The following is a 24,587-nucleotide window of genomic DNA, read 5'->3' on the forward strand; positions in this document are numbered from 1 at the left end:
CTTAAAATTAGCCAACGGGCGCAGAGTATAGCCCTTTTGCCATCGGGAATTCGAGGTTTTCCTGTGGCGAGCCACCCACCTCAAAGGATGCGAGAGGTTAGCACTACGGGGAACAATAACCAAGGAGGGCCACTTGCCACGAAGAAAGCGAGATGGGTCACTTTTCGGTATAAACTTTATGACATTGATAGTTAGAGCATTTAGGATGAGTAAAGCACTCCTCTGATTCGGGTGTCCTACACTCTGTTCAGGAATAAAACCAAATAACGCATGGATGTGTATATGTTTGGGCTTTTTAACAAGGGATCCCTCCTCCCTCTGGTGGGCATTGATTTTGGCAGCCAGACTATCAAGGCCGTTACCCTCAGTGGCCGACCCGGCAAGCTTCATCTCGAATCTGTCGCCGATATTGCCACCCCGAAAGGGACGCTGGTTGACTATCAATTGCAGGATATCGAGCGCGTCAGCCAATCTCTCAAGACCCTCAAGCGTCTTATTCCAACTCACAGCGACTATGCCGCCACTGCGGTGACCGGCTCCAACGTGATAACCAAGGTGATCCAGATTGATGCCCGCCTCAGCGACAAGGAGCTGGAGAATCAGGTGCAGCTGGAGGCCGAGCAGATCATTCCCTTCCCCCTCGATGAAGTGAGTCTCGATTTTGAGGTACTGAGCACCAACAACAGTGAAGATCGTCAGGATGTGCTGCTGAGCGCAGCCCGCACCGAGAGTGTCAACGGCCGGGTCAGCGCCCTTGCCGAAGCCGGTATTACCGTCAAGGTGGTGGATGTGGGCGCCCATGCGCTGGGCCGTGCCGTGGTGGCTTGTCTGCCCGAATTGCAGGAGAGTGAACGGCCGATCGGGGTGATAGACATCGGTGCCAGTGCCATGACCTTTGCGGCGCTGGTCAAGGGAGAGGTGATCTACTCCCGCTTGCAAAACTTCGGTGGCGATCAGTACAGCCAGGCGCTCTCCTCCTTTTATGGCATGACGCTGGATGAGGCTGAGCAGGCTAAAACCAAAGGTACCTTGCCTGTGGACCATGAGCTGGATGTGCTGATGCCCCACATCAACTCGCTGCTGCAGCAAGTGCGGCGCAATATCCAGCTGTTTTGCAGTTCATCCGGTTATCGCGACATCGCAAAACTGGTGCTGACGGGGGGAGGCAGTCTGCTGCCTGGTTTGTTGGTACAGGTAAAGGAAGAGGTCAATTGCGAGGTGTTGCACCCGGATCTGTTCGCCCTGTTTGGCAAACCAAAAGGTGAGGCCGAGCTGGTACATGGTGCTAAATATATGACGGCATTCGGGTTGGCTCTGAGGAGTTTCACACCATGTCAAATATAAACCTTCTGCCCTGGCGTGAAGCCCGGGCCCAGCGCCAAAAGAAACAGTTCGGGGCTTTGCTTGGGATTTTTGTGCTGGCCACGGTCGCGCTGGGTTTTTTTGCCAACTGGCTGGTTGATCGCCAGATCGTCGCCCAGCAGCAGCGCAACCAGCGGCTGGTTCAGGAGATGACTATTCTGGATGCCCAACTGGGGGAGATCCGTCTGCTCAAAGAGCGTCGCAAGGAACTGATCGATCGGATGCAGCTCATCGAGCAGTTGCAGATGCGACGCAATGTGCCCGTCCGCCTCTTCAATCAGCTGCCTTCACTGGTGCCCAACGGGGTTTACCTGAACACCCTCTCGATGCAGAACAATATTATTGATGTAAATGGCAAGACCGAGGCCTATGGGCGGGTAGCCAGCATGATGCGACGGATTGATGGTTCCGGTTGGTTGGGTCAGGCAAAGATAAGCACTATTTTTGCGGCTGATGTTGCGCCAGTGTCATTGAGCCAGTTTTCCATGATGTTCCTGATCGCCAACAATGCTGCGGCTGCAGGGAATGTGGCCAAGGAGCAACAATGAATCTTCAGCAACTCAACGAGCTGGATATCAATGACATAGCAAGCTGGCCAAAATGGGCAAAAGGGGTCTTCATCTTTTTCTGCTGCGTGTTGACCGGTGGCGCCATCTACTACTACGTGATTGCCAACTCACTGACCAGTTTGACTCAGGAAGCGGGTAAGGAGACCGAACTGAAAGCCCAGTTTGAAAGCAAGGCGATGCTGGCTGCCAACTTGGGGGCATACAAGGCGCAAATGGTTCAGCTTGAGCAACTGGTTGATACCCAGCTCAAGCAGTTGCCCAATACCCATGAGGTTGCCGGGCTGCTGGACGATATCAGCTTTATTGCTACCGACAACGGCTTGAAATTGAACCGGATCAACTGGGAACCCGAGGTAAAGCACGAGTTTTCAACCGAGCTACCAATGCGTATCGAAGTCGTGGGCACTTACCATGAAATTGGCAAGTTCACCGCTGACATGGCCGCCTTGCCCCGTATCGTCATCCTTGACTCCTTCACTCTGGGTCAGAGCAAGGATGAAGGGGAGCTGATTTCGATGTCGATGCTGGCCAAGACCTACAAGTACAACGGTAAAACAGTGGAGCCGAAACAATGAGACGCATCTGCTGGTTGTTGCCTGCCCTCTTGCTGGCGGCATGTGGTGGCCAGGAGGACATGGATAGCTATGTCGCCCAGACCAAAGCAAGGCCGCCCATACCTATAGAGCCCTTGCCCGAGCTGAAGCCTTTTGCCCCCATGCACTACCAGCAACGCGAGTTGCGCAGCCCCTTCATGGTTCCTCAGCCTGAGGCGACGGTCGGAAGTACAAGTACTGCCAAGGCCCAGCCGGATTGTGCACAGACCCTGATGGATCGTGAGAAAGAGGTGCTGGAAAATTATTCGCTGGCCAGTCTGTCGATGCATGGTTCTTTGGGTAAGGCGGGTCAGTTGTGGGCCTTGATCAGTACCCCGGATGGCAAATCGATGCGGGTCGGGCTCAACCAGTATATGGGGCTTGATCAGGGGCGGGTCATCAAGATCACAGACACCGCCGTGGATTTGCTGGAAACCATTCCGGACGGGAAGGGGTGCTGGGTAACAAGAGAAACCCAGTTGGCGATGGCCAATGTGCAAGAAAAACAATAATCAGGGACGAACAGCAATGAGAACAACAATAGAGAGTGTATCCAAAGTGGCTTTGCTGTTTTGCGCCAGCGCCCTCAGTCAGGCGTGGGCAGTGGCAACCCTGCAGGAGATCAAGGTCAATCCGCTGCTGGCCGATCAATTGCTGGTGGAGCTCAGTTTTAGTGAGCCGGTCACTGGCTTTACCGATCGTCTCTCTTACCAACCCAATCAGCTGTTGTTGCATGTTCCCGGTGCGGTAGGGGCGCTGAAAGTGAACCCGCTGCCGATCCAGCGCCTGGGGGTAGATAATATCAAGGTTGAGGGTAAGGGCGCAGGTCTGGATATCAAGATCGCACTCGATCAGCTTGCTCCCTATCAGGTGCAGCAACAGGGGAACAAATTACTGGTGTCATTGGGCGAGGGGGCCTCTTCCGGGCTCATCAATGGTGAGAGCGCGCTGATTGCACCCGCAACCTCGGCTACTCCTGTGACAGCACCCTCTGCGATGGTGGCCACACCCTCTCCCTCGGCACTGCTCAATCCTCAGGTCGTCGCCCGGTCGATGCCTGTTGCGCCCGTGACTACGCCGGTAGCAACACAGCCTGCCAGCAAGCCGGTGCTTAACAACTATCAGAGCAGTGGGGGCGGCGCCTATTTCAACTCGGTTACCGGTGTGGATTTTCGTCGTGGTAAAGATGGCCAGGGGGAGTTTCTGGTCACGCTGGATAACAGCTCGGCCGCCGTCGATGTGAGCAGCCGAGGCCAGACCGTACTGGCCAAGTTTCATGGCACTCGGGTACCGGATGGCTTGCTTAATCTGATCAATGTGCAGGATTTTGCAACGCCGGTCTCTCAGGTTGAAGTCTCCCGGCAGGGCAGTGATACCCTGTTTGAACTGTCGATCAATGGTCAGTTTGATTACCGTTACGATCAGGCAGACAAGCTCTTCATTATCGAGGTGAAAAAGCGGACGACGGCCACGGCATCCAAGCAGTATCAGGGCAAGCCCATTTCATTGAACTTCCAGGATATTCCGGTCCGTACCGTGCTGCAGCTGATCGCTGATTTCAACAATCTCAACCTGGTAACCACAGATTCGGTAGCAGGCAATATTACCTTGCGTCTGGATGGGGTGCCGTGGGAGCAGGCGCTCGACATTATTTTGAAGGTGCGGGGTCTGGATAAGCGGTTGGATAACAACATTTTGCTGGTAGCGCCTGCAGAAGAGATCGCAACGCGCGAGAAGCAGCAACTTGAGAGCCGCAATCAGGTCGCTGATTTGGCGCAGCTCTATACCGAATATCTGCAGATAAACTATGCCAAGGCCTCGGAAGTGGCTGCCCTGCTCTCTTCCGAAAGTACCAAGTTGCTGTCACCCCGTGGTGCGGTGAGTGTGGATGAACGGACCAACGTGCTGGTGGTCAAGGATACCGCCGATGTCATCAGCAGCATCAAACGGATGCTCGATATTCTCGATATTCCGGTCAAGCAGGTGGTTATCGAGGCGCGGATGGTGACCATTGATGACGGCTTTGATGAAGCGCTCGGGGTGCGGTGGGGGGTGACCAAAAACGATGGTCATGGCAACAGTACGTCCGGCTCCATCGAGGGGAATGATGGCTCTGGTAACAACAATGGTGGCTCGACAATTACCAGACCGACAGCAGACGATCGGTTGAACGTCAATCTGCCGGTGACCAATGCGGCCGGTACTTTGGCCTTCCAGGTTGCCCGTTTGGCTGATGGCACCTTGCTGGATCTCGAGTTGTCGGCGCTGGAAAAAGAGAGCAAGGCCGAGATTATCGCCAGTCCGCGTGTGACCACGGCGAACCAGAAACCGGCATTGATCGAGCAGGGTACCGAGATCCCCTATGTGGAGTCCTCTTCCAGTGGCGCTACCTCGGTTACCTTCAAGAAGGCGGTATTGAGCCTGAAGGTTACTCCGCAGATCACCCCTGACAATCGGGTGATTCTCGACCTGACCGTGACCCAGGATACCAAGGGTGAAACGGTACCGACCGGTACCGGTGATGCGGTTTCCATCAACGCCCAGTCCATCACCACTCAGGTGTTGGTGAACAATGGCGAGACCCTGGTGCTGGGCGGCATCTATCAGCAGACCATAAAGAGCGATGTGACCAAGGTGCCGTTGCTGGGTGACATTCCCGGATTGGGGGCCTTGTTCCGCAAGACCACCAGCGAGAACAAAAAGCGGGAGTTGCTGATTTTCGTGACGCCCAAGATAGTCACCGACGCCTTCTGAATGCTTTACATGTGAGGGTAAAACACATATAACCTTACGCCCCAATGAGGCTGGGGCGTAAGGGCTGCGGTTGCCAGTCCCGATATCTATTGAGATAATCCCCCTCCTGATCCATCGCAAGATAAGGTTCATAGGTACCCCGATCCAGTATTCATCGGGGTCGTACAGTTTGTAATTACTAACGAAAAGACATGGCTGAGAAACGCAATATTTTCCTGATAGGTCCCATGGGTGCGGGCAAGAGCACCATAGGTAGACATCTGGCAGAACAACTGCATATGGAGTTTTTCGACTCAGATCATGAGATTGAGCGCCGCAGTGGTGCTGATATCGGCTGGGTGTTCGATGTTGAAGGCGAAGAAGGTTTCCGGATTCGCGAAGAGAAGGTGATCGGCGAATTGTCAGAGCAGCAGGGTATCGTGCTGGCGACGGGTGGCGGTGCCATCAAGAGTCGCGAAACCCGCAACAAGTTGTCTGCTCGCGGCATCGTGGTCTACCTCGAAACCACTATCGAAAAGCAGCTGGCGCGCACACAGCGAGACAAACGCCGCCCTCTGCTACAGACCGAAGAACCGGCACGCGAAGTGCTGGAACGTCTGGCACAAGAGCGCAATGCCCTGTATGAAGAGGTTGCCGACTTTGTTGTGCACACCGATGACCAGAGCGCAAAAATCGTTGCCAATCAAATTGTAAAGCTGATCGGTATGTAATCTAGAGGACGTCCATGGAACGGTTGAAGGTCGAACTGGGTGAACGCAGCTATCCCATCGAGATAGCTGCCGGGTTGTTGCAGCGCCCCGAGGCGCTGGTATCGACCATCAAGGGCAAGCGGGTGATGATAGTGACCAACACGGTCGTTGCTCCGCTTTATCTTGAACGGGTAACCGCTCTGCTGTCGGGTTTTCAGGTTGAACACCTGATCCTGCCTGACGGCGAGGCGTACAAGAACCTGGCGACCTTTGAGCAGATCATGTCTGCTCTGCTTGAAACCAACCATGGGCGCGATACGACACTGATCGCTCTGGGGGGCGGCGTGATCGGGGATGTGGTGGGCTTTGCGGCAGCAAGCTATCAACGTGGCATTCCTTTTATCCAGATCCCGACCACCCTGCTCTCCCAGGTTGACTCCTCTGTTGGCGGTAAAACCGCTGTCAACCACCCCCTCGGCAAGAACATGATTGGGGCTTTTTATCAGCCCAAACAAGTTGTTATCGATACCGAATGTCTGAGTACCTTGCCAGCCCGCGAATTTGCCGCAGGGATGGCCGAGGTGATCAAGTACGGCATCATTTGGGATGCTGATTTCTTCAGCTGGCTGGAGCAGAACATGGTGCGTCTGCAACAGTTGGAACCTGCCGCGCTGGCCTACGCCATCAAACGCTGCTGCGAGATCAAAGCCGATGTGGTCGGTCAGGATGAGACCGAGCACGGCGTCCGTGCGTTGCTCAATCTGGGTCACACCTTTGGTCATGCCATCGAGGCCGAGCAGGGGTATGGCAACTGGCTGCACGGTGAAGCAGTATCCGCCGGCACCATGCTGGCTGCCTGGACTGCGCAGGCCCGTGGCGATATGAGCGAAGCGGACGTTGCGCGAGTGCGCGCTCTGCTGCTGGCCGCCAATCTGCCCATTCATGCGCCTGCCGAGATGGATTTCGCCGCCTTTATTCGCCATATGCGCCGTGACAAGAAGGTGCTGGAAGGCAAGCTGCGTCTGGTGTTGCCGGTTGGCATCGGCCATGCGCAGGTGGTGGGGGATGTGTCCGATGCCGAGTTGCTGGCGGTGATCGAGTCTGGTCGTGACGAATAAACTGCTAAAACTTCCTTCCCAGCGGCAGCTGGTTGACCGGCTGCTGCATCTGATTGAATTCAATCACCCTTTCATTTTTCTCTCCGGTAAACCCGGTTGTGGTCGCGGTACCCTGTGCGAATCCCTGCTCGGCGTGTTGCCGGAAAAAGTGCGGGTGGTAAGCCTGATTGGTACGCCTGCCATGAAGATGGTGGATGTGCGCCAGCTGTTGCTGCCACAGGTAGTGGCGCGCCCGCTGTTCAATCCACAGGATGCGCTGGCGGAGAGCTTCTTTCGCATGCTGGAGGGGAGCAAGCCTGCCACCCTGTTGCTACTGATAGAGCGGGCCGATCAGTTGCCAGCCGAATTGCTGGGAGAGTTGTGGGCGATCATCCGTCATAACGATACCCTGGCGGCGCCCCATCAGCTGGCCATTATTGTCTCGGGCAGTGACGTCTGGTGTCGTACGCAACGGCCGCAGCTCAAAGGGCGTGCCATGCCAGCCCTTGAGCTGGAAGTGCCGCCACTGAGCCCGCCCGAGCAGCGCATCTTCTTGTATGAGAAAGCCAAAGAGCTCAAGATCCCGGCGACCCTCTTGCCCAAGCCGCAAGTGGAGGAGATCCTGAAAACGGCGAACGGACATCCGTCCACCATCATGCAGTTACTGGAGGATATCATGACCGACAGAAGGCCCAAGAAGCGTCAGGCGGAGTTGCCTGTCAAGAAGATTGCCACCGCTATCGCGCTGGTCGCTGGCGGTCTGCTGGCGTTGAGCTACCTGCTGCCTGCGCTGTTTGACAATGAAAGCAAACCGGCGCTGCAGGACCCGGCGCAGAACACGGCATTGCCGATCCCGGTAGCGGGAGGCGATCCCCTCACCGCTGGCGGTTCGAATACCGATGCTGCTGCACAAGGCGCGCAAAACAGCGATGCAGCCAGCAATCCCAATGGGGTGGTGAAAGATTGGCAGCCGGAGGCGAAAGTGCTGCCCAAATCGGTGGAGAGCGAAACCGTGACCACCGAATCAACCAATTACGAAGGGCGTCGGGTGGTGATCTCTGACGAGGTCGTGCAAAAGCTGATGACCGAACCCAAGGTGAGCGGCGCTCTGCCTACTGACGTGGTGGACGAGCTGACCGGCAAGGCCCAGAACGGCGCAACCCCCAGTGGTGCAATCGCAACCACGGCGCCAGCCAGTACCGCCAAGGTACAGAACCCGGTGACAACCGCAACGCCTGCGGCCACCACCAAAACAGCCAGCAACGAGCCGGTTGCCGCGCCTGCACCCAAGGTGGCCCTGACACCGGTCGCCACCTTGAACAAGAAGCCGCGCAATCACTACAGCGTTCAGCTGATGGGGGCGAGCAACACCAAGGCGGTGGATCAGTTTGTCGCCGAGCATGGTTTGGCGGGCAAGGTATGGATCTATCAGACCAAATTCCGTGGCAGCCCCTGGTATGTGGTGCTGCAAGGGGATTATGCCGGTTTGACCCAGGCCAAGAGTGCCATTCGCAAGCTTCCGCCAGCTTTGCTGAAAGGTCAGCCCTGGCCCAAGTCGTTTGCACAGGTACAAAAAGAGCTGAAGCAATAGCCTTGATACCGGATAAGGGGGTAGAATCGTCCCCCTTTTTGGGTCTTGCCTTCTTACACACCGGATTTCCATGAAAAAAACACGCGCTTTTTTAAAATGGGCCGGGGGAAAATACTCCCTGGTTGAAGAGATTGCCGAGCGCCTGCCGGCCGGGCGTGTGTTGCTGGAGCCCTTCGTCGGGGCCGGGTCTGTGTTTCTCAACACCGACTACGACGCGTATGTGCTCAACGACATCAATCCGGATCTGATCTGCCTGTACAACCACCTCAAGCTGACGCCGGACAGTTTCATTGCCGAGGCGCGCAAGCTGTTTGTGGCAGAGCACAACCACAAGGCGGCCTATTACCGGCTGCGTACCCAGTTCAATCAGACCGAGACCACCTTCGAGCGGGCACTCTTGTTCCTGTTTCTCAACCGTCACGGTTTCAACGGACTGTGCCGCTACAACAAGAAGGGCGGCTTCAACGTGCCGTTCGGTTCCTACAAGAAGCCCTATTTCCCGGAAAAAGAGCTGTGGGCCTTTGCCGAAAAGGCGCAGAAGGCGACCTTTATCTGCGAGAGCTACGCCGACGCCATCAAGCGTGCCGAAGAGGATTGGGTTATCTATTGTGATCCACCCTATGCGCCGCTCTCCACTACGGCGAGCTTCACCACCTATGCCTCCGGCGGGTTTACCCTGGATGATCAGGCGATCCTGGCGCGATTGGCCCGCCACACAGCCGCTCACAAAGGGGTGCCGGTGCTGATCAGCAACCACGATATCGAGCTGACTCGTGAGCTTTATCGCGGTGCCCGCCTCGACGAGATCCTGGTCAAGCGCACCATCAGCCGCAATGGCGGCACCCGCAACAAGGTGGCCGAGTTGCTGGCGCTCTATCCCCCCGGAATCGAACCGGAGCAGGGCTACTATCCCAGCGACAGTGAACTACTGCCACTGACGTAACAGACCATGCGGCGCCCAAGGGCGCCGTTTTTTATGGGCGAGTCCGCGCCCGTGCCGATGTCCTATAACCCGGGTTGCTGGGGGAGGGGAGGTGATTGCCCCATTTACCCCGCATTCGAGTCGTTTTCGCCCGCCTTTTACGTTAAAATTGCGCCGCTTTTTCTCCCTGGCTGCCAATGGATGATGCTGATGAAAGACTTTCTGATTGCCCCCTCGATCCTTTCTGCCGATTTTGCCCGTCTGGGTGACGATGTAGCCAAGGTACTGGCTGCCGGTGCCGACGTGGTCCACTTCGACGTGATGGACAACCACTATGTCCCCAACCTGACCATTGGCCCCATGGTCTGTCAGGCGCTGCGTGACTACGGTATCGAGGCCCCCATCGACGTGCACCTGATGGTCAAGCCGGTGGATCGCATCATTCCCGATTTTGCCAAGGCGGGTGCTTCCCTCATTACCTTCCATCCGGAAGCCTCTGACCACGTAGACCGTTCTCTGGGCCTCATCAAGGAGATGGGCTGCCAGGCCGGTCTGGTGCTGAATCCTGCTACCTCGCTCTCCTGCCTCGAGTATGTGATGGACAAGCTGGACGTGATCCTGCTGATGTCGGTCAACCCGGGCTTCGGTGGCCAGAGTTTCATCCCCGGCACCCTCGACAAGCTGCGTCAGGTGCGTCGTCTGATCGACGAGAGTGGCCGCGATATCCGTCTCGAGATCGATGGTGGGGTGAAGGTCGACAACATTCGCGAGATCGCCGAAGCGGGTGCCGACATGTTTGTCGCCGGCTCTGCCATTTTCAGCCAGCCTGACTACAAGGCGGTGATCGACAAGATGCGTGCGGAGCTGGCTCATGTCACACGCTGAGCGCGCATTTGATTTGGTGCTGTTCGATCTGGACGGCACCCTGATTGACAGTGCCGCCCAGCTGGCGCTGGCGGTCAATCTGACTCTGGCTGATCTGGGTCTGGAACAAGCTGATGAAGCGGTTATCCGTACCTGGGTCGGCAATGGTGCCGACAAGCTGATCCAGCGGGCGCTCGCCTATCGAGAGGCCGATCCCGAGCTGTTTGCCAAGGCCAGACCGATCTTTTTCCAGCACTACAACGCCTGCCTGCTGCAAGGGCTGGCGATGTATGAAGGGGTGGCACAGAGTCTGCGTCGCCTGCAAAGCCTGGGCTACAAGCAAGCGATCGTTACCAACAAGCCGAGCGATTTCGTGGCACCCATCCTCGATGCCCTTGGCATCAGCGATTGTTTCGAACTCTGGCTTGGCGGCAACTGCGTGCCGGTCAAGAAGCCGAGCCCGGAGCCCTTGCTGCACGCTTGCCAAGAGTTGGGGGTGAGCCCGGCTCGCACCCTGATGGTGGGCGACTCAGAAAATGACGTGCTGGCGGCCAAGGCGGCTGGCATGAAGGTGGTGGGTCTTACCTACGGCTACAACTATGGCCGCCCCATCGCCGACTCCCATCCAGACTGGGTATTCGAGCAGTTTGCCCAGCTCGATGCACTTTTGGTCTAATAGCGCAGCTGGGCTGGCTGAATAACAAGGATTAACACTCTCATGACTAAACCAATCGTATTGAGCGGAGCGCAACCCTCCGGTCAACTGACCATCGGCAACTACATGGGGGCCCTGCGTCAGTGGGTCAACATGCAGGATGAGTTCGACTGCCTCTACTGCATCGTCGACCTGCACGCCATCACCACTCGTCAGGACCCGGCTGCCCTGCGCAAAGCTTGTCTGGACGCGGCTGCCCTCTATCTGGCGGTCGGTATTGATCCCAAGAAGAGCACCGTCTTCATCCAGTCTCACGTGCCGCAGCACGCCGAGCTGGGCTGGATCCTCAACTGCTATACCCAGATGGGTGAGCTGTCGCGCATGACCCAGTTCAAGGACAAGTCCGCCCGTTTCGAGAACAACGTCAACGTCGGCCTGTTCGGTTATCCGGTGCTGATGGCAGCTGATATTCTGCTCTATCAGGCCAATCAGGTGCCGGTCGGCAACGACCAGAAGCAGCATCTGGAGCTTACCCGTGACATCTGTACCCGTTTCAACAACCTCTATGGTGAAGTGTTCACTATGCCGGAGCCTTTCATTCCGACCGAAGGGGCGCGGGTGATGAGTCTGCAGGATCCGACCAAGAAGATGTCCAAGTCGGATGACAACGAGGCCAACTTCATCGGCCTGCTGGAAGATCCCAAGCAGATCGTCAAGAAGATCAAGCGTGCGGTGACCGACTCCGACGAGCCGGCTGTGGTGCGTTTCGACCCGGAAAACAAACCGGGAGTTTCCAACTTGCTGACCCTGATGTCCGGTGTGACCGGCCGCTCCATCCCCGAGCTGGAGCAGCACTTCGAAGGCAAGATGTACGGTCACCTCAAGACCGAAACCGCCGAAGCCGTGGTTGCGCTGCTGGAACCGATCCAGGCCCGTTTCCACGAGTTGCGTCAGGATGAGGCCCATCTGATCGCGATTCTGGCAGAAGGCGCACAAAAGGCGCGCGAAAGAGCTGAAAAAACCCTGACCAGCGTATATGATGTAGTCGGCTTCGTTCCTCGAGCCTGACATACTGGGAAGGTGTAGTAGAAGAGAGCTGGGTATTTGCCTGGCTTTCTTTATTTTCTGCCCGGCTATTTTGTTTAATTTCTTTATTTCAACCTGGGTAATATCCCCAAGAGAAAGCATGCCTGTTCAACCAACTATTTCTGCTGAAGAGCTGAGTGACAAAGGTCACTGGCTACGTAAATTTCGCAAGGCGAAAAACCTCAATACCCTGCAGTTGATGGTCTCCAATGCCATCGACAAGCACCATAAAACCCCTGCCGTTGCTGCCGCCATCTATCTGGCCGAGTGTCAGCGTGAACGGGAAATGGAACAGGGTCGTTATCTCGATCGTTAATTCTCCGCTGTTGGTTATCTCATGCTGTTGTTGATCGATAACTACGACTCTTTTACCTGGAACCTGGTGCAATATTTCGGCGCCCTGGGACAAGAGGTTGTGGTCAAGCGCAATGATGAACTGACGCTTGATGCCATAGCGCAGCTCTCCCCCCGTTTTCTGGTGATCTCTCCCGGTCCCTGTACGCCCAATGAGGCGGGGATCTCTCTCGACGCTATCAGCCACTTCGCTGGCAAGCTGCCCATTCTCGGCGTCTGTCTCGGTCATCAGTCGCTGGCGCAGGCCTTCGGCGCCCGCGTAGTGCGTGCCCGTCAGGTAATGCACGGCAAAACCTCGCTCATCCGCCATCGCAATGAGGGAGTGTTCAAGGGGCTCAACAACCCGCTGCGTGTGACCCGTTACCACTCCTTGGTGGTGGAGCGCGACACGCTGCCCGACTGCTTCGACATCACCGCCTGGAGCGAGCATGCCGATGGCTCGTTTGACGAGATCATGGGGCTGCGCCACAAGACGCTTCCTGTCGAGGGTGTTCAGTTCCATCCGGAGAGTATTTTGAGCGAGCAGGGTCATCAGTTGCTGGCCAATTTTCTGGCGCGTTCATAAAAAGTTGTGATCGCCTTCTCAAGTTCGAGAGAAGGCAAAAAAAATTTCCCTGACACTTTATTCACCCCCTCTCCTGCCCAAATTATCTCTTGCCAAGCCCCCCTGAGTCGTTATGCAATGCGGTTGCCTAAAATCTCAAGAGCAATCGAACATTGTTCCTTATAGGCCGTATTGTTACAGACTTTTTACTTTATTTCTGTGATAATCCCGTCACGTTTACACGGATTTAACTTTTGGGCGGTGGATTATTCTGTCGCCGAATCGAAGGAGAGCTATATGTCAGAGTTGTTGGCAGTGACACGTGAAGTGTTTGATGAAGTGATGGTTCCCAACTATGCGCCCGCCAAGATCATCCCGGTGCGTGGTGAAGGGTCACGTGTCTGGGATCAGGAAGGGCGCGAGTATGTCGACTTCGCCGGTGGCATCGCCGTCAACGGTTTGGGTCACTGTCATCCCAAGCTGGTCGAGGCCCTGAAAACCCAGGGCGAGAAGCTGTGGCACCTCTCCAACGTCATGACCAACGAGCCGGCCCTGCGTCTGGCCAAGAAGCTGGTTGCCGCCACCTTCGCCGACAAGGTCTACTTCTGCAACTCAGGCGCCGAAGCGAACGAAGCGGCCCTCAAGCTGGCTCGCCGCTATGCCATCGAGAAGTTTGGCGAGCAGAAGACCCAGATCATCGCCTTCAATCAGGGTTTCCACGGTCGTACCTTCTTTACCGTCAGCGTCGGTGGCCAGGCAGCCTACTCCGATGGCTTCGGTCCCAAGCCCGGTGACATTACCCACGTACCCTACAACGATCTGGCGGCGCTGGCCGAGGTGATCTCCGACAACACCTGCGCCGTGGTGATGGAGCCGTTGCAAGGGGAGGGGGGCATCATTCGTCCTACCGACGAGTTTGCCAAAGGGGTACGCGAGCTGTGTGACAAACACAATGCCCTGCTGGTGTATGACGAAGTGCAGTCCGGCGTCGGCCGGACCGGTGATCTCTATGCCTATATGGGTCTGGGCGTCACGCCGGACATCCTCACCAGCGCCAAGGCGCTGGGGGGCGGTTTCCCCATCGGCGCCATGCTGACCACCAACGAAATCGCCTCTTACTTGAAAGTGGGCACTCACGGCTCTACTTACGGCGGCAACCCGCTGGCCTGTGCGGTCGCCGAGGCGGTGATCGATGTGATCAATACCCCGGAGGTGCTGGCGGGCATCAAGCAGCGCGAGCAGCTGTTCCGTGATGGACTTGAGGCCATCAATGCCAAATACCACTGCTTCAGCGAGATCCGCGGCAAGGGTCTGCTGCTGGGCGCGGCCCTGAGCGATGCCTACAAGGGGCGCTCCCGCGACTTCCTGCTGGCCTCCATCGATCAGGGGCTGATGGCACTGGTGGCTGGTACCAACGTGGTTCGTTTTGCCCCTTCACTGGTGATCCCGGAAGCGGACATCAAGGAAGGGCTGGCCCGCTTCGAGAAGGCGGTTGCCCAGGTGGTTAACGCCTGATTCCAAATTGAGGTGGGGAGCTCTCCCGGCAGGAGCCGGGACCCCACCTGTCGTCAATGAAAGGGAGTTGTCATTTATGTTGGTTATCCGTCCCATCGAGCAAAAAGATTTTGCCGGGCTCAAGACCTGCGCCATCGAGTCCGGCACCGGCATGACCTCGTTGCCCGTCAACGATGAGCTGCTGCAGCGCAAGATTGATGCCTCTACCCAGACTTTTTCCGACAAGCCCGCAGGCAAGGGGGACTGCCTCTACTTCTTCGTGGCTGAGGATCTGGAGACTGGCGAGATGGTCGGCACCTGTGCCATCGATGCCGCGGTTGGCCTCTCCCAGCCGTTTTACAACTACCACATCGGCAAAGTGGTGCACTCTTCCCCCAAGCTCGGCATCTACAACGTCGTTGAAACCCTGACCCTCTCCAACGACTACACCGGCAACTCCGAGCTCTGCACCCTGTTCTTGCGCGAATGTGCCCGCGAGGGGCTCAACGGCCGCCTGCTCTCCAAGCACCGCTTTCTGTTTATGGCCGAGCACCCCGAGCTGTTTGACGAGACCGTCTTCGCCGAGATGCGCGGCGTCTCCGATGCCAACGGTCACAGCCCCTTCTACGAGTGGCTGCAAACCCATTTCTTCTCGATGGATTTTCCTACCGTCGACTATCTGACCGGCATCGGCAAGAAGCGCTTTATCGCCGAACTGATGCCCAAGTACCCCATCTACGTCAATTTGCTGAGCAAAGAGGCGCGGGCCGTTATCGGCCAGACCCACGAGAAGACCCGCCCTGCCATCAAGATGCTGCAGGACGAGGGCTTCGTGAACCGTGGCTACGTCGATATTTTCGATGCGGGCCCCACCGTCGAGTGCGACGTGAAGAATATCCGCAGCGTGCGCCGCAGCAAGAAACTGCGGGTGCTGGTGGGCGAGCCCATCGGTGGCAAGACCCACCTTATTTGCAACAGCCGTTTCGAACATTACCGCGCCTGCTACGGCAATATCCGGGTCGATCTCGACAAGCATGAAGCCATCATTCCGCCCAAGATGGCGGCGGCACTCAAGGTGCAGGATGGCGACATGGTGCGGGTGGTTGACCTCGACTGAGGCAAACAGGACAAGCAAACCGATTATCAGACAGGCAGCCGAGGCTGCCTGCCAGCGACAGGGAGTGAATGGATGAGCCAGTTAGTGCAATTTATCGACGGTCAGTGGCTTGCCGGTGAAGGCAAGCCGTTCGAGTCAACCGATCCGGCCAAGAACGAGGTGATCTGGCAGGGGGCTGCCGCCAGTGCGGCGCAAGTGGATGCCGCCGTCAAGGCCGCCCGTGCCGCCTTCTACCACTGGGCGGACATGAGCCTTGAGGATCGTCTGGCCATAGTGCGTCGTTATGCCGACCTGCTCGGCGAGCAGAAAGAGGCGCTGGCCCTGACCATCGCCCGCGAAACAGGCAAACCGCTGTGGGAGACCCGCACCGAAGTAGCCGCGATGCAGGGCAAGATTGCCATCTCCATCCGGGCGCACGACGAGCGTACCGGCACCGTTGAAAATGCCATGCCGGGCGCCAAGGCGTTTGTCCGTCACAAGCCCCACGGTGTGGTGGCGGTGTTCGGCCCCTACAACTTCCCGGGCCATCTGCCCAACGGCCATATAGTCCCGGCACTGATTGCGGGTAACGCCGTGGTATTCAAACCCTCCGAGCTGACCCCCATGGTCGCGGAAGCCATGGTCAAGGTGTGGCAGGAAGCCGGGCTGCCCAAGGGGGTGCTCAATCTGGTGCAAGGGGAGGTCGAGACCGGCAAGGCGCTGGCTGGCAACCCCGATATCGACGGCCTCTTCTTCACCGGCTCCTCCCGCACCGGTCATTTCCTCCATCAGCAGTTTGCCGGTCAGCCGGGCAAAATTCTGGCCCTCGAGATGGGCGGCAACAACCCGCTGATCGTGAAAGATGTGAGCGACATCGACGGTGCGGTGCATGCCATCATCCAGTCGGCGTTCATCACTTCCGGTCAGCGCTGCACCTGCTCCCGCCGCCTGTTTGTCGAGCGCGGCGAGCGGGGCGATGCCCTGGTCAATCGACTGGTCGAGGTGGTCAGCCAGATCAAGGTCGGCCTCTATGACGCCGCCGAGCAGCCGTTCATGGGCTCGATGATAAGCGAGAAGGCTGCGATTGGCATGGTCGAAGCACAAGCCAACCTGCAGCGCCTCGGTGGTGAGAGCCTGCTTACCCTCAAGCACCTGGAAGCGGGCACCGGCTTTGTCTCCCCGGGCATTATCGACGTGACCTCAGTGAGCGCGCTGCCGGACGAAGAGTACTTCGGCCCGCTGCTGCAACTCATTCGCTATGACGATTTCGATGCCGCCATCGATCAGGGCAATGCTACCCGTTATGGTCTCTCGGCCGGTCTGCTGGGTGACAAGGAGGCGGACTGGAATCACTTCTTCAAGCGGATCCGCGCCGGTATCGTCAACTGGAACAAACCCATCACCGGCGCCTCCAGTGCCGCGCCGTTTGGTGGCATCGGCGCCTCCGGCAACCACAGAGCGAGCGCCTACTACGCTGCTGACTACTGTGCGTATCCGGTTGCCTCTGTCGAAGACAGCAAAGCCGCTATGCCGGATCAACTGTCGCCCGGCCTGCGCTTCTGATAATGACACGGGGCATCCAGCGGTGCCCCCATCTGTACCCGCAATCAAAGGAAAGAGAGATGCAAAAGGATATCGACACCCTGTTTAGCCATCTGTGGGACAACTACATCAAGGTGACCCCGAGCGCCCTCAAGGTGCACACCCTGCTGGGTGGCGGCGAGCCCATCGTCAACGATCACGTGGCGTTTCGTACCTACAACCTGCCCAAGCTGGGGCTGGAGAAGCTGGCAGCCCACTTTCTGGCGCTCGGTTACGAGCAGAAGGGCGAGTACGTTTTCAAGGCCAAGAAGCTCTACGCCAAGCACTTCGAGCATCAGGATCCGGACGCTCCCAAGGTGTTTATCAGCGAGCTGAAGGTGGAAGAACTCTCCCCAGCGGCGCAGGCCATCATCCACAAGCTGGCCGATCAGGTGCCCGATCATCTGACAGATACCCCGGCATTTCTCTACACCGGTGCCCCCTGGCAGGTCTCCTATGCCGATTATCAGACTCTGCTGGCGGAGAGCGAGTATGCGGCCTGGATGGCAGCCTGGGGTTATCGTGCCAACCACTTCACGGTCAATATCAACAAGTTGAAGGATTTCGACACCATCCATCAGGTCAATGCGGCGCTCAAGGCGGCGGGTTTCGTCCTCAACAGTGTGGGTGGCGAGGTGAAAGGGGATCCGCAGGTGATGCTGGAGCAATCCTCCACAATGGCAGACAAAGCCGAGGTGCCGTTCAGCGATGGGGTGCGTACCATCCCGAGCTGCTTCTACGAGTTTGCCCTGCGCTATCCGCAGGCGGACGGCGTGCTCTATCCGGGCTTTGTCGAGGCCTCGGCCGACAAGATCTTCGAATCGACGAATGCCATGTAACGGGAGCCACCCTGTTTCAGTCGCAACGCCTCCTTTGTGGAGGCGTTTTGTTTGGCGCAGAGTGACGATATCGGGTGTTGTCTGACGCCGCGTGAAGAGGGGATTTGGACGGCGCCTAACAGGTGAAAATTTGTTGATAAAAATGTGAACTAGATCACTTGAGACGACACAGATTGACGCTGGTGGCGGAGCAAAAAGGAGTAGAATGGCGCTTTATTTTTGCGGGGCCAATCGATGCCTAACTATCACTTTTTCAAGCAGGGTCAGGCGCTTACCTATCTAGATGCCAATGCACCCAGCTATAGCGATGAGCGTCGTCAACTGGTCGAACAGGGATTTGCCGCCATCGCCGCCCCCACCTTTGCAGATACCCCGGCCGAAGCCCTTGAGCTGCTTCGCACTCATCAGGCACTACAGGATGAGGCCAACGCCAACGCCCTTTGTCTGACGGTTGCCGCTATTCCGGCGGCGATCGCAACTCTGTCCGGGCACTGACGCCGCCGCCGTGCTCACGTAAACAAAAAATGGTGCCACTGTCATGGCACCATTTTATCGGTTTGCCTGCTTGCCCTGAGCCGTTTAGCGCTGGTGCAGCTCACCTTCGATAACCAGCACTGTATCCATCCCTGCCGCCTTGCCGGCCTCAAGCCCGATCCGGGTATCTTCAAACACCAGACAGTTGGCCGGATTGGCGCCGAGCAATTCGGCCACCCGCAAAAAGGTGTCGGGGTGCGGTTTGTGGTTGGTGACATCATCGGCGCTCACCACCACCGAGATATAGGCATCAAGCCCGGTACTTTTCAGGATGGAGTCCGCCTGATTGCGCGGTGAGCCGGTGCCAATCCCCATCTTCACCTTGCCGTGATAGTGCCTGACCAGTTCCCACATCTTGGGAAAGACGCTGACCTTGTCGATATGTTCCATATAGAGGGCAATCTTGCGACGGGTAAAGGCCTCGACATCCACCGTCAGCCCCTGCTGCTCGGCCAGCATGGCGATGATCTTGCGGGTGGGAATGCCGCCGTACTGATAGAGCTGATCCCGCTCGAAGGGGATACCGAATTCGGCGCAGGTAAGCTCCCAAGCATCCAGATGAAGGGGCATGGAATCTACCAAAGTGCCATCCATATCGAAAATCAGGGCATCGTAGTGATCAAACCCGTACTGCTCACGCTCGCTCATGGGGGCTCCTTGAATCAAATAGAGCAGGCTAGCAGAAACGGTCGGCGTTTTGTGGGATCGGCCTCATGGTTGGGCAGATTGTGGCCGCCGTTTTTTCTATCTCTTGCTGATTTGTGAGACAATAATCCGTTCATTGCCGGATACTTTGGCATATCAGATCTGCGAGTCCGCTTATGACCTCGAAAATATCCCCCAAAACTATTTTCTCCAGCGTGGCGCTGGTGATCGCACTCGGTTCACTGGAAAAGAGCATAGTCACCACCCCGCTGCCCATGATTGGCGCCGAGCTGCACGCTGGGGCCGCCCTCACCTGGGTGGTCACCGCCTACCTGCTGGCCGCCACCGCCGTGCTGCCCCTCTATGGCAAGCTGAGCGATCTCTTTGGTCGGGTGCGGATGCTCAATATCGGCATCGGCCTGTTTCTGGCGGGCTCGGTGGCCTGTGCGCTCTCCCAGGATCTGCCGACCCTTTTGGCGGCACGGGTGCTGCAAGGGCTGGGGGGCGGCGGCCTGATTGCCCTCGCGTTTACCGTGATTGCCGACACCATTCCACCGCGGGAGGTGGGCAAGTATCAGGGCTACATCTCGGCGGTCTATGCGGTCTCCAGCATCGCCGGCCCCTTGCTCGGCGGCTATTTCACCGAGCAGCTCAGCTGGCGCTGGATCTTCTGGATAAATCTGCCGCTCGGGGCGCTGGCGGTCTTTCTCATCAACCGCAACCTCAAACAGCTCAACGTGCGTCGCCACAGTCGCTTCGACTGGAAGGGAGCGGGTCTGCTGATTACCGTCACCACGCTCACCCTGTTGCTGCTCTCGCCGGAGGCGGCGCTGCCCGCCGTCTGGCTTTCGGCAGCGCTGGGCGTTGCATTGCTGCTGCTCATTCTGATTGAGCGGCGTGCCCACGACCCCATTCTGCCTGCCCATCTGGCACGGCTGCCCGGTTATCTGGTGAGCGTGCTGCTGGTGATGCTCTCCCAGCTGCTGATGTTTGCCGTGCTGGTCTATCTGCCGTTGCAGATGCAGTGGCAGAAGGGGTTGAGCGCCAGCGAGAGCGGGATGAGCATGGTGATCTTCATGATCTGCATCACCGCCGGCGCCTTTGTCGGCGGCAAGTTGATAGGCCGTACCGGTCACTACAAAAGCTTTGTTGCGGTCGGGTTTGCGCTGGCCGCGGTGGCTCTGTGGCAGATCCACTTCGATGCCTGGGTCAAGCTGGCCCTCGGGTTTGCCGGTATTGGTCTGGGTCTGGTGCTGCCCGCCCTCTCGGTGGTGGTGCAAAATGCCCTGCCACGGCAGGATCGCGGCATCGGCATGTCGCTGTTCAACTTCGGACGGGAGCTTGGCGGTGCCGTCGGCGTGGCCATCTGCTCCATGCTGTTCCACTTGCGCCTGCCAGCCGGCAGCGATGGCGATCTGAGCCGGCTCGCCCCCGATCTGCTGGCCCCGGGCTTCAGCGCGACCTATATCGGCATGGCACTGATCGCCACGCTGGCGCTGCTCATCACACTGCTCGCTCTTAAACGCCATGAGCTGGCCTCCATCAGCGCCTGATTTGGCCAGCGCCGAGATTGTCTCACCATAGATAGCATCAGGGCTCCCCGCGGGGAGCCCTGATTGTTATTTGGCGAATAGAGTGGCTGCTGCCATCAAGCCATGCGCGAGTTACTCCTGCGCCGGACTCTCCTTGCCTGCCAGCTGGCTCAGCCAGGCGAAGCGGCGATTGGCCTCCTGCTCCGCCTCTTCATAGAGCTGGCTGGCCACCTCAGGCAGCTGGCGCTCCAGCCGCTGGAAGCGGGGCTCGTGGCGCAAGGTCTCGGCCAGCGAGGCATTGGGGGCCTGCGAGTCGAGTGCCAGCGGCAGTTTGCCCTCGTCAGCGCGGCGCGGATCGAAGCGGTAGAGCGGCCAGAAGCCGGTTGCGGTCAGCTGCTTCATCTGCTCGTGGCTCTCGGCCATGTCGTAGCCATGCTCCTCGCAGGGGCTGTAGGCGATGATGAGCGAGGGGCCCGGGTAGGCTTCCGCCTCCTGAATCGCCTTCACCGTCTGGTTCATCTGGGCGCCGAGGGAGATCTGCGCCACATAGACGTGGCCATACATCATCACGCTGGCCCCGAGATCCTTGCGCGCCTTGCGCTTGCCCTGCTCGCCAAACTTGGTGATGGCACCGAGTGGCGTCGCCTTCGACTGCTGGCCGCCGGTGTTGGAGTAGCACTGGGTGTCGAGCACCAGCACATTGATGTTCTCCCCCAGACTCAACACATGGTCGAGCCCGCCAAAGCCGATGTCGTAGGCCCAGCCATCGCCGCCGATGAGCCAGACCGATTTTTCCACCAGATAGTCCGCATCGCGAGCCAGCTCCAGGGCTGCCGGGGCCTTGCTCTGTTGCAGCTGATTTCGCAACTGCTGGATATGGGCCCGCTGCTCGGAAACTGGCAGGGTGGCATCGCCGAGCGCCTCGCGCAGCGCTGCCGGTATGGTGTCGCCCAGGCTCGCCAGCAGGCGGCGCACCCGCTCCCTGTGCTGATCGACGGTGAGACGGAAGCCCAGTCCGAACTCGGCGTTGTCTTCAAACAGCGAGTTGGCCCAGGCTGGGCCGCGCCCGTTGGCGTTGGTGGTGTAAGGGGTGGTAGGCAGGTTGCCGCCATAAATGGACGAGCAGCCGGTGGCGTTGGCAATCAGTAGCCGATCGCCATAGAGCTGGGTCAGCAGTTTGATGTAGGGAGTTTCGCCACAGCCGGAGCAGGCGCCGGAGTATTCAAACAGCGGCGAGATGAGCTGGGAGGTGCGGATGTCGATACGCTCCAGCTGCTCGACGCTACGCTCTGGCAGGTCGAGGAAGAAGTCGTAGTTGGCCTTCTGCTCGTCGAGGTGATCGAGGCGTGAAGCCATATTGATCGCCTTGCGATCCGGGTTGCTGCGATCCTTGGCCGGGCACACCTCGACGCAGAGGTTGCAGCCTGTGCAATCCTCCGGCGCCACCTGCAGCACGTACTGCTGGCCGCGCATGTCACGGGATTTCACATCCAGCGCATCGAGAGTGGCGGGAGCTGCGGCCAGCGCATCCGGTTCCACCACCTTGGCGCGAATGGCCGAGTGGGGACAGGCGGCGACGCAGTAGTTGCATTGGGTACAGAGCTCCGCCTCCCAGATGGGGATCTCCTTGGCGATATTGCGCTTCTCCCAGCGGGTGGTGCCGACTGGCCAGGTGCCATCCGGCGGGAAGGCTGAGACCGGCAGGTTGTCCCCCAGCCCCGCCAGCATGGCGGCGGTGACGGTCTGGACAAAATCGGGGGCCTTGGCGGAAACCACCGGCGGGCGCGGGCGGCTGGCGGGATCCAGTTCGCCAAGTGGCACTCGGGTCAGGGCGGCGCAGGTTGCCTCCAGTGCCTGCCAGTTGCGTTCGACCAGTGTCTGCCCCTTGCTGCCATAGCTGGTGGCGATGGCCTGCTTCAGCAGGCTGGTGGCCTCCTCGGGGGGAATGATGGCGCTGAGCTGGAAGAAGGCCATCTGCATCACGGTATTGATGCGGTTGCCGAGCTGGCAGTCGCGGGCAATCTTGGCGGCGTTGATGATGTAGAAGCGCGCCTCTTTCTCGCGCAGGGCATGCTGCACCTCGCTGGGGAGGCGCTGCCAGATATCCGCTTCGCTGTAGGGGGTGTTGAGCAGGAAGATGCCGCCCGCCTTCAAGCGCTCCGCCATCCGGTACTTGTCGACAAACTGCCACTGATGGCAGCCGATAAAGTCCGCCTCTTCCACCAGATAGGCCGATTGCAGCGGCCGCTCGCCCACCCGCAGGTGAGAGACGGTGAGGCCGCCCGCCTTCTTGGAGTCGTAGACGAAATAGCCCTGCGGGTAGAGGTCGGTGTGGTTGCCAAGGATCTTGATGCTGTTCTTGGCCGCCGAGACGGTGCCATCGCTGCCAAGGCCGTAGAAGAGCGCCTCCAGCTTGTGCTGCTGGCCGTGGATCGGGCTTGGCGAATTCAGCGCGGGCAGCGGCAGTGAGAGACCTGTGATGTCATCGAAGATGCCGACGGTAAAGCGCGGGCGCGGGTTCTCTTGCGCCAGTTCGGCAAACACTGCCAGTGCGCAGGCGGGGCCGAACTCTTTGGAGGAGAGGCCATAGCGGCCGCCGATGACACGTGGCAGGCTTGCCCGCTCGCCCCGGCTGACCGCTTCGGCCAGCGCCGTCATCACGTCGAGATAGAGGGGCTCGGCCTGTGCGCCCGGCTCCTTGGTGCGATCCAGCACGGCGATGGCGCGGGCACTCTCGGGAATCGCGGCCAACAGGTGCCCGGCCGAGAAGGGGCGGAACAGCCGCACCTTCACCAGCCCCACCTTCTCCCCTTGGGCAAGCAGGCGCTCGATCACCTCTTCACAGGTGCCGATGGCCGAGCCCATCAGCACCACAATCCGCTCCGCCTGCGGGTGGCCGACATATTCAAACGGCCGGTAGTGGCGGCCGGTCTGTTCGCCAAAAGCCTGCATCGCCTCGCTCACATGGCCATAGGCGGCGTCATACCAGGGGTTGCTCGCCTCCCGGCATTGGAAGTAGGTGTCCGGGTTGGCGGCGGTGCCGCGAATGACCGGTTTGTCGGGGGTGAGCGCCCGGTCACGATGGGCACGGATGGCATCTGCGGGCAGCAGGGCGCGCAGGGTATCATCAGCGAGCGGCGCTATCTTGGCGATCTCGTGAGAGGTACGAAAGCCGTCGAAGAAGTGGATAAAGGGGAGGCGGCTGTTGAGGCTCGCTATCTGGGAGATCAGGGCGAAATCCTGCGCCTCCTGCACATTGCTGGCACAGAGCATGGCACAGCCAGTCTGGCGCACCGCCATCACGTCCGAGTGATCGCCAAAGATAGATAGCGCGTGGGTAGCCACGGTACGCGCCGCCACATGCAGCACGAAGGGGATAAGCTGACCCGCCAGCTTGTAGAGGTTGGGGATCATCAGCAGCAAACCCTGCGACGAGGTAAACGAGGTCGCCAGCGCGCCGGTCTGCAGGGCGCCGTGGACGGCGGCGATGGCACCCCCTTCCGACTGCATCTCGACAACCCGGGGGACATCCCCCCAGAGGTTCTTGCCCCGCTCGCTCGACCAGGCCGACGACTGCTCAGCCATGGCCGAGCTGGGGGTGATGGGGTAGATGGCGATGACTTCGCTGGTGCGGTACGCCACCGAGGCGACTGCGTTATTCCCGTCTGTGGTGATCATGTGTTTTCCACTTTGCTATGCCAGTTTGAAGGCCGATAGTTGCATCGGCAATGGATAGGTCGCAGGCATAGTAAGAGGGGCAATAAGAGCGTATCAAACGGGATAAAT

22 protein-coding genes are annotated in these 24,587 nt (G+C 58.6%); 20 read left to right on the top strand and 2 right to left on the bottom strand.

What is annotated here, in order from left to right:
• Positions 1–282: 282 nt before the first annotated feature.
• The 19 genes from tapM (at position 283) to NOM06_RS03295 (ending at position 18,585) form a co-directional block, all read left to right on the top strand.
• Positions 283–1,344, top strand: coding sequence for a PilM family type IVa pilus assembly protein TapM (gene tapM / locus NOM06_RS03205; protein ID WP_305120724.1), 1,062 nt, complete (start codon positions 283–285; stop codon positions 1,342–1,344).
• On the top strand, positions 1,332–1,910 hold the full coding sequence (gene tapN / locus NOM06_RS03210; RefSeq protein ID WP_005353997.1) for a PilN family type IV pilus biogenesis protein TapN: 579 nt from the start codon (positions 1,332–1,334) through the stop codon (positions 1,908–1,910). The genes tapM and tapN overlap by 13 nt, the downstream gene beginning before the upstream one ends.
• Positions 1,907–2,506, top strand: coding sequence for a PilO family type IV pilus biogenesis protein TapO (gene tapO, locus NOM06_RS03215; protein ID WP_019446350.1), 600 nt, complete (start codon positions 1,907–1,909; stop codon positions 2,504–2,506). Before tapN ends, tapO begins: the two co-directional genes overlap by 4 nt.
• The gene (locus tag NOM06_RS03220; protein ID WP_005335020.1) at positions 2,503–3,036 is read left to right on the top strand and encodes a pilus assembly protein PilP; all 534 of its coding nucleotides are present in this window, start codon (positions 2,503–2,505) and stop codon (positions 3,034–3,036) included. Before tapO ends, NOM06_RS03220 begins: the two co-directional genes overlap by 4 nt.
• A 16-nt stretch (positions 3,037–3,052) precedes the next feature.
• On the top strand, positions 3,053–5,278 hold the full coding sequence (pilQ, locus tag NOM06_RS03225) for a type IV pilus secretin PilQ (RefSeq protein WP_255909904.1): 2,226 nt from the start codon (positions 3,053–3,055) through the stop codon (positions 5,276–5,278).
• A gap of 191 nt (positions 5,279–5,469) precedes the next feature.
• Positions 5,470–5,988, top strand: a complete 519-nt coding sequence (aroK, locus tag NOM06_RS03230; RefSeq protein ID WP_005335014.1) for a shikimate kinase AroK — start codon at positions 5,470–5,472, stop codon at positions 5,986–5,988.
• A 14-nt stretch (positions 5,989–6,002) separates the two neighbouring features.
• Positions 6,003–7,085, top strand: coding sequence for a 3-dehydroquinate synthase (aroB, locus tag NOM06_RS03235; protein WP_021229792.1), 1,083 nt, complete (start codon positions 6,003–6,005; stop codon positions 7,083–7,085).
• Complete coding sequence (locus tag NOM06_RS03240) at positions 7,075–8,655, top strand: SPOR domain-containing protein (protein WP_159144224.1); 1,581 nt, start codon at positions 7,075–7,077, stop codon at positions 8,653–8,655. Before aroB ends, NOM06_RS03240 begins: the two co-directional genes overlap by 11 nt.
• Before the next feature lie 70 nt (positions 8,656–8,725).
• Complete coding sequence (locus NOM06_RS03245; RefSeq protein WP_005335008.1) at positions 8,726–9,598, top strand: Dam family site-specific DNA-(adenine-N6)-methyltransferase; 873 nt, start codon at positions 8,726–8,728, stop codon at positions 9,596–9,598.
• A gap of 189 nt (positions 9,599–9,787) precedes the next feature.
• Entirely contained in the window at positions 9,788–10,462 is a 675-nt protein-coding gene (rpe, locus tag NOM06_RS03250; protein WP_005335006.1) for a ribulose-phosphate 3-epimerase, read from the top strand.
• Positions 10,449–11,117, top strand: coding sequence for a phosphoglycolate phosphatase (locus NOM06_RS03255; protein WP_167573456.1), 669 nt, complete (start codon positions 10,449–10,451; stop codon positions 11,115–11,117). Before rpe ends, NOM06_RS03255 begins: the two co-directional genes overlap by 14 nt.
• 42 nt (positions 11,118–11,159) lie before the next feature.
• On the top strand, positions 11,160–12,164 hold the full coding sequence (trpS, locus tag NOM06_RS03260; protein WP_005362251.1) for a tryptophan--tRNA ligase: 1,005 nt from the start codon (positions 11,160–11,162) through the stop codon (positions 12,162–12,164).
• Between the two features lie 118 nt (positions 12,165–12,282).
• Positions 12,283–12,498: a hypothetical protein gene (locus NOM06_RS03265; RefSeq protein ID WP_005334997.1), complete on the top strand. Its 216-nt coding sequence runs from the start codon at positions 12,283–12,285 to the stop codon at positions 12,496–12,498.
• Between the two features lie 21 nt (positions 12,499–12,519).
• A complete protein-coding gene (locus NOM06_RS03270; protein ID WP_075114953.1) occupies positions 12,520–13,101 on the top strand; it encodes an aminodeoxychorismate synthase component II in 582 nt (193 codons plus the stop codon).
• Between the two features lie 276 nt (positions 13,102–13,377).
• Positions 13,378–14,595, top strand: coding sequence for an aspartate aminotransferase family protein (locus NOM06_RS03275; protein WP_058055649.1), 1,218 nt, complete (start codon positions 13,378–13,380; stop codon positions 14,593–14,595).
• A gap of 76 nt (positions 14,596–14,671) precedes the next feature.
• Positions 14,672–15,691, top strand: a complete 1,020-nt coding sequence (gene astA, locus NOM06_RS03280) for an arginine N-succinyltransferase (protein WP_005334994.1) — start codon at positions 14,672–14,674, stop codon at positions 15,689–15,691.
• A 72-nt stretch (positions 15,692–15,763) separates the two neighbouring features.
• Positions 15,764–17,233 (top strand): succinylglutamate-semialdehyde dehydrogenase, encoded by a 1,470-nt coding sequence (astD, locus tag NOM06_RS03285; protein ID WP_255909905.1) that lies wholly within the window; start codon positions 15,764–15,766, stop codon positions 17,231–17,233.
• A gap of 59 nt (positions 17,234–17,292) precedes the next feature.
• Positions 17,293–18,090 (top strand): DUF1338 domain-containing protein, encoded by a 798-nt coding sequence (locus NOM06_RS03290; RefSeq protein ID WP_021229798.1) that lies wholly within the window; start codon positions 17,293–17,295, stop codon positions 18,088–18,090.
• A gap of 234 nt (positions 18,091–18,324) precedes the next feature.
• Complete coding sequence (locus NOM06_RS03295) at positions 18,325–18,585, top strand: hypothetical protein (RefSeq protein WP_040066910.1); 261 nt, start codon at positions 18,325–18,327, stop codon at positions 18,583–18,585.
• An 84-nt stretch (positions 18,586–18,669) separates the two neighbouring features.
• On the opposite strand, the gene NOM06_RS03300 is transcribed toward NOM06_RS03295, so the two are convergent.
• Positions 18,670–19,272: an HAD family phosphatase gene (locus NOM06_RS03300; protein ID WP_255909906.1), complete on the bottom strand. Its 603-nt coding sequence runs from the start codon at positions 19,270–19,272 to the stop codon at positions 18,670–18,672.
• A gap of 173 nt (positions 19,273–19,445) precedes the next feature.
• On the opposite strand from NOM06_RS03300, the gene NOM06_RS03305 reads away from it, so the two are divergent.
• Complete coding sequence (locus NOM06_RS03305) at positions 19,446–20,822, top strand: MDR family MFS transporter (RefSeq protein ID WP_255909907.1); 1,377 nt, start codon at positions 19,446–19,448, stop codon at positions 20,820–20,822.
• Positions 20,823–20,933: 111 nt separating this feature from the next.
• On the opposite strand, the gene nifJ is transcribed toward NOM06_RS03305, so the two are convergent.
• On the bottom strand, positions 20,934–24,479 hold the full coding sequence (gene nifJ, locus NOM06_RS03310) for a pyruvate:ferredoxin (flavodoxin) oxidoreductase (protein ID WP_255909908.1): 3,546 nt from the start codon (positions 24,477–24,479) through the stop codon (positions 20,934–20,936).
• Positions 24,480–24,587: the final 108 nt, after the last annotated feature.

This window comes from Aeromonas sp. JL9 (assembly GCF_024436075.1).
GTDB classification, from domain to species: Bacteria; Pseudomonadota; Gammaproteobacteria; order Enterobacterales; family Aeromonadaceae; genus Aeromonas; species Aeromonas veronii.

What these genes read in the sequence shown, in the direction of transcription:
- tapM (WP_305120724.1), top strand. Translation starts at nt 283, where the DNA reads ATGTTTGGGCTTTTTAACAAGGGATCCCTCCTCCCTCTGGTGGGCATT.
- tapN (WP_005353997.1), top strand. Translation starts at nt 1,332, where the DNA reads ATGTCAAATATAAACCTTCTGCCCTGGCGTGAAGCCCGGGCCCAGCGC.
- tapO (WP_019446350.1), top strand. Translation starts at nt 1,907, where the DNA reads ATGAATCTTCAGCAACTCAACGAGCTGGATATCAATGACATAGCAAGC.
- NOM06_RS03220 (WP_005335020.1), top strand. Translation starts at nt 2,503, where the DNA reads ATGAGACGCATCTGCTGGTTGTTGCCTGCCCTCTTGCTGGCGGCATGT.
- pilQ (WP_255909904.1), top strand. Translation starts at nt 3,053, where the DNA reads ATGAGAACAACAATAGAGAGTGTATCCAAAGTGGCTTTGCTGTTTTGC.
- aroK (WP_005335014.1), top strand. Translation starts at nt 5,470, where the DNA reads ATGGCTGAGAAACGCAATATTTTCCTGATAGGTCCCATGGGTGCGGGC.
- aroB (WP_021229792.1), top strand. Translation starts at nt 6,003, where the DNA reads ATGGAACGGTTGAAGGTCGAACTGGGTGAACGCAGCTATCCCATCGAG.
- NOM06_RS03245 (WP_005335008.1), top strand. Translation starts at nt 8,726, where the DNA reads ATGAAAAAAACACGCGCTTTTTTAAAATGGGCCGGGGGAAAATACTCC.
- rpe (WP_005335006.1), top strand. Translation starts at nt 9,788, where the DNA reads ATGAAAGACTTTCTGATTGCCCCCTCGATCCTTTCTGCCGATTTTGCC.
- NOM06_RS03255 (WP_167573456.1), top strand. Translation starts at nt 10,449, where the DNA reads ATGTCACACGCTGAGCGCGCATTTGATTTGGTGCTGTTCGATCTGGAC.
- trpS (WP_005362251.1), top strand. Translation starts at nt 11,160, where the DNA reads ATGACTAAACCAATCGTATTGAGCGGAGCGCAACCCTCCGGTCAACTG.
- NOM06_RS03265 (WP_005334997.1), top strand. Translation starts at nt 12,283, where the DNA reads ATGCCTGTTCAACCAACTATTTCTGCTGAAGAGCTGAGTGACAAAGGT.
- NOM06_RS03270 (WP_075114953.1), top strand. Translation starts at nt 12,520, where the DNA reads ATGCTGTTGTTGATCGATAACTACGACTCTTTTACCTGGAACCTGGTG.
- NOM06_RS03275 (WP_058055649.1), top strand. Translation starts at nt 13,378, where the DNA reads ATGTCAGAGTTGTTGGCAGTGACACGTGAAGTGTTTGATGAAGTGATG.
- astA (WP_005334994.1), top strand. Translation starts at nt 14,672, where the DNA reads ATGTTGGTTATCCGTCCCATCGAGCAAAAAGATTTTGCCGGGCTCAAG.
- astD (WP_255909905.1), top strand. Translation starts at nt 15,764, where the DNA reads ATGAGCCAGTTAGTGCAATTTATCGACGGTCAGTGGCTTGCCGGTGAA.
- NOM06_RS03290 (WP_021229798.1), top strand. Translation starts at nt 17,293, where the DNA reads ATGCAAAAGGATATCGACACCCTGTTTAGCCATCTGTGGGACAACTAC.
- NOM06_RS03295 (WP_040066910.1), top strand. Translation starts at nt 18,325, where the DNA reads ATGCCTAACTATCACTTTTTCAAGCAGGGTCAGGCGCTTACCTATCTA.
- NOM06_RS03300 (WP_255909906.1), bottom strand. Translation starts at nt 19,272, where the DNA reads ATGAGCGAGCGTGAGCAGTACGGGTTTGATCACTACGATGCCCTGATT.
- NOM06_RS03305 (WP_255909907.1), top strand. Translation starts at nt 19,446, where the DNA reads ATGACCTCGAAAATATCCCCCAAAACTATTTTCTCCAGCGTGGCGCTG.
- nifJ (WP_255909908.1), bottom strand. Translation starts at nt 24,479, where the DNA reads ATGATCACCACAGACGGGAATAACGCAGTCGCCTCGGTGGCGTACCGC.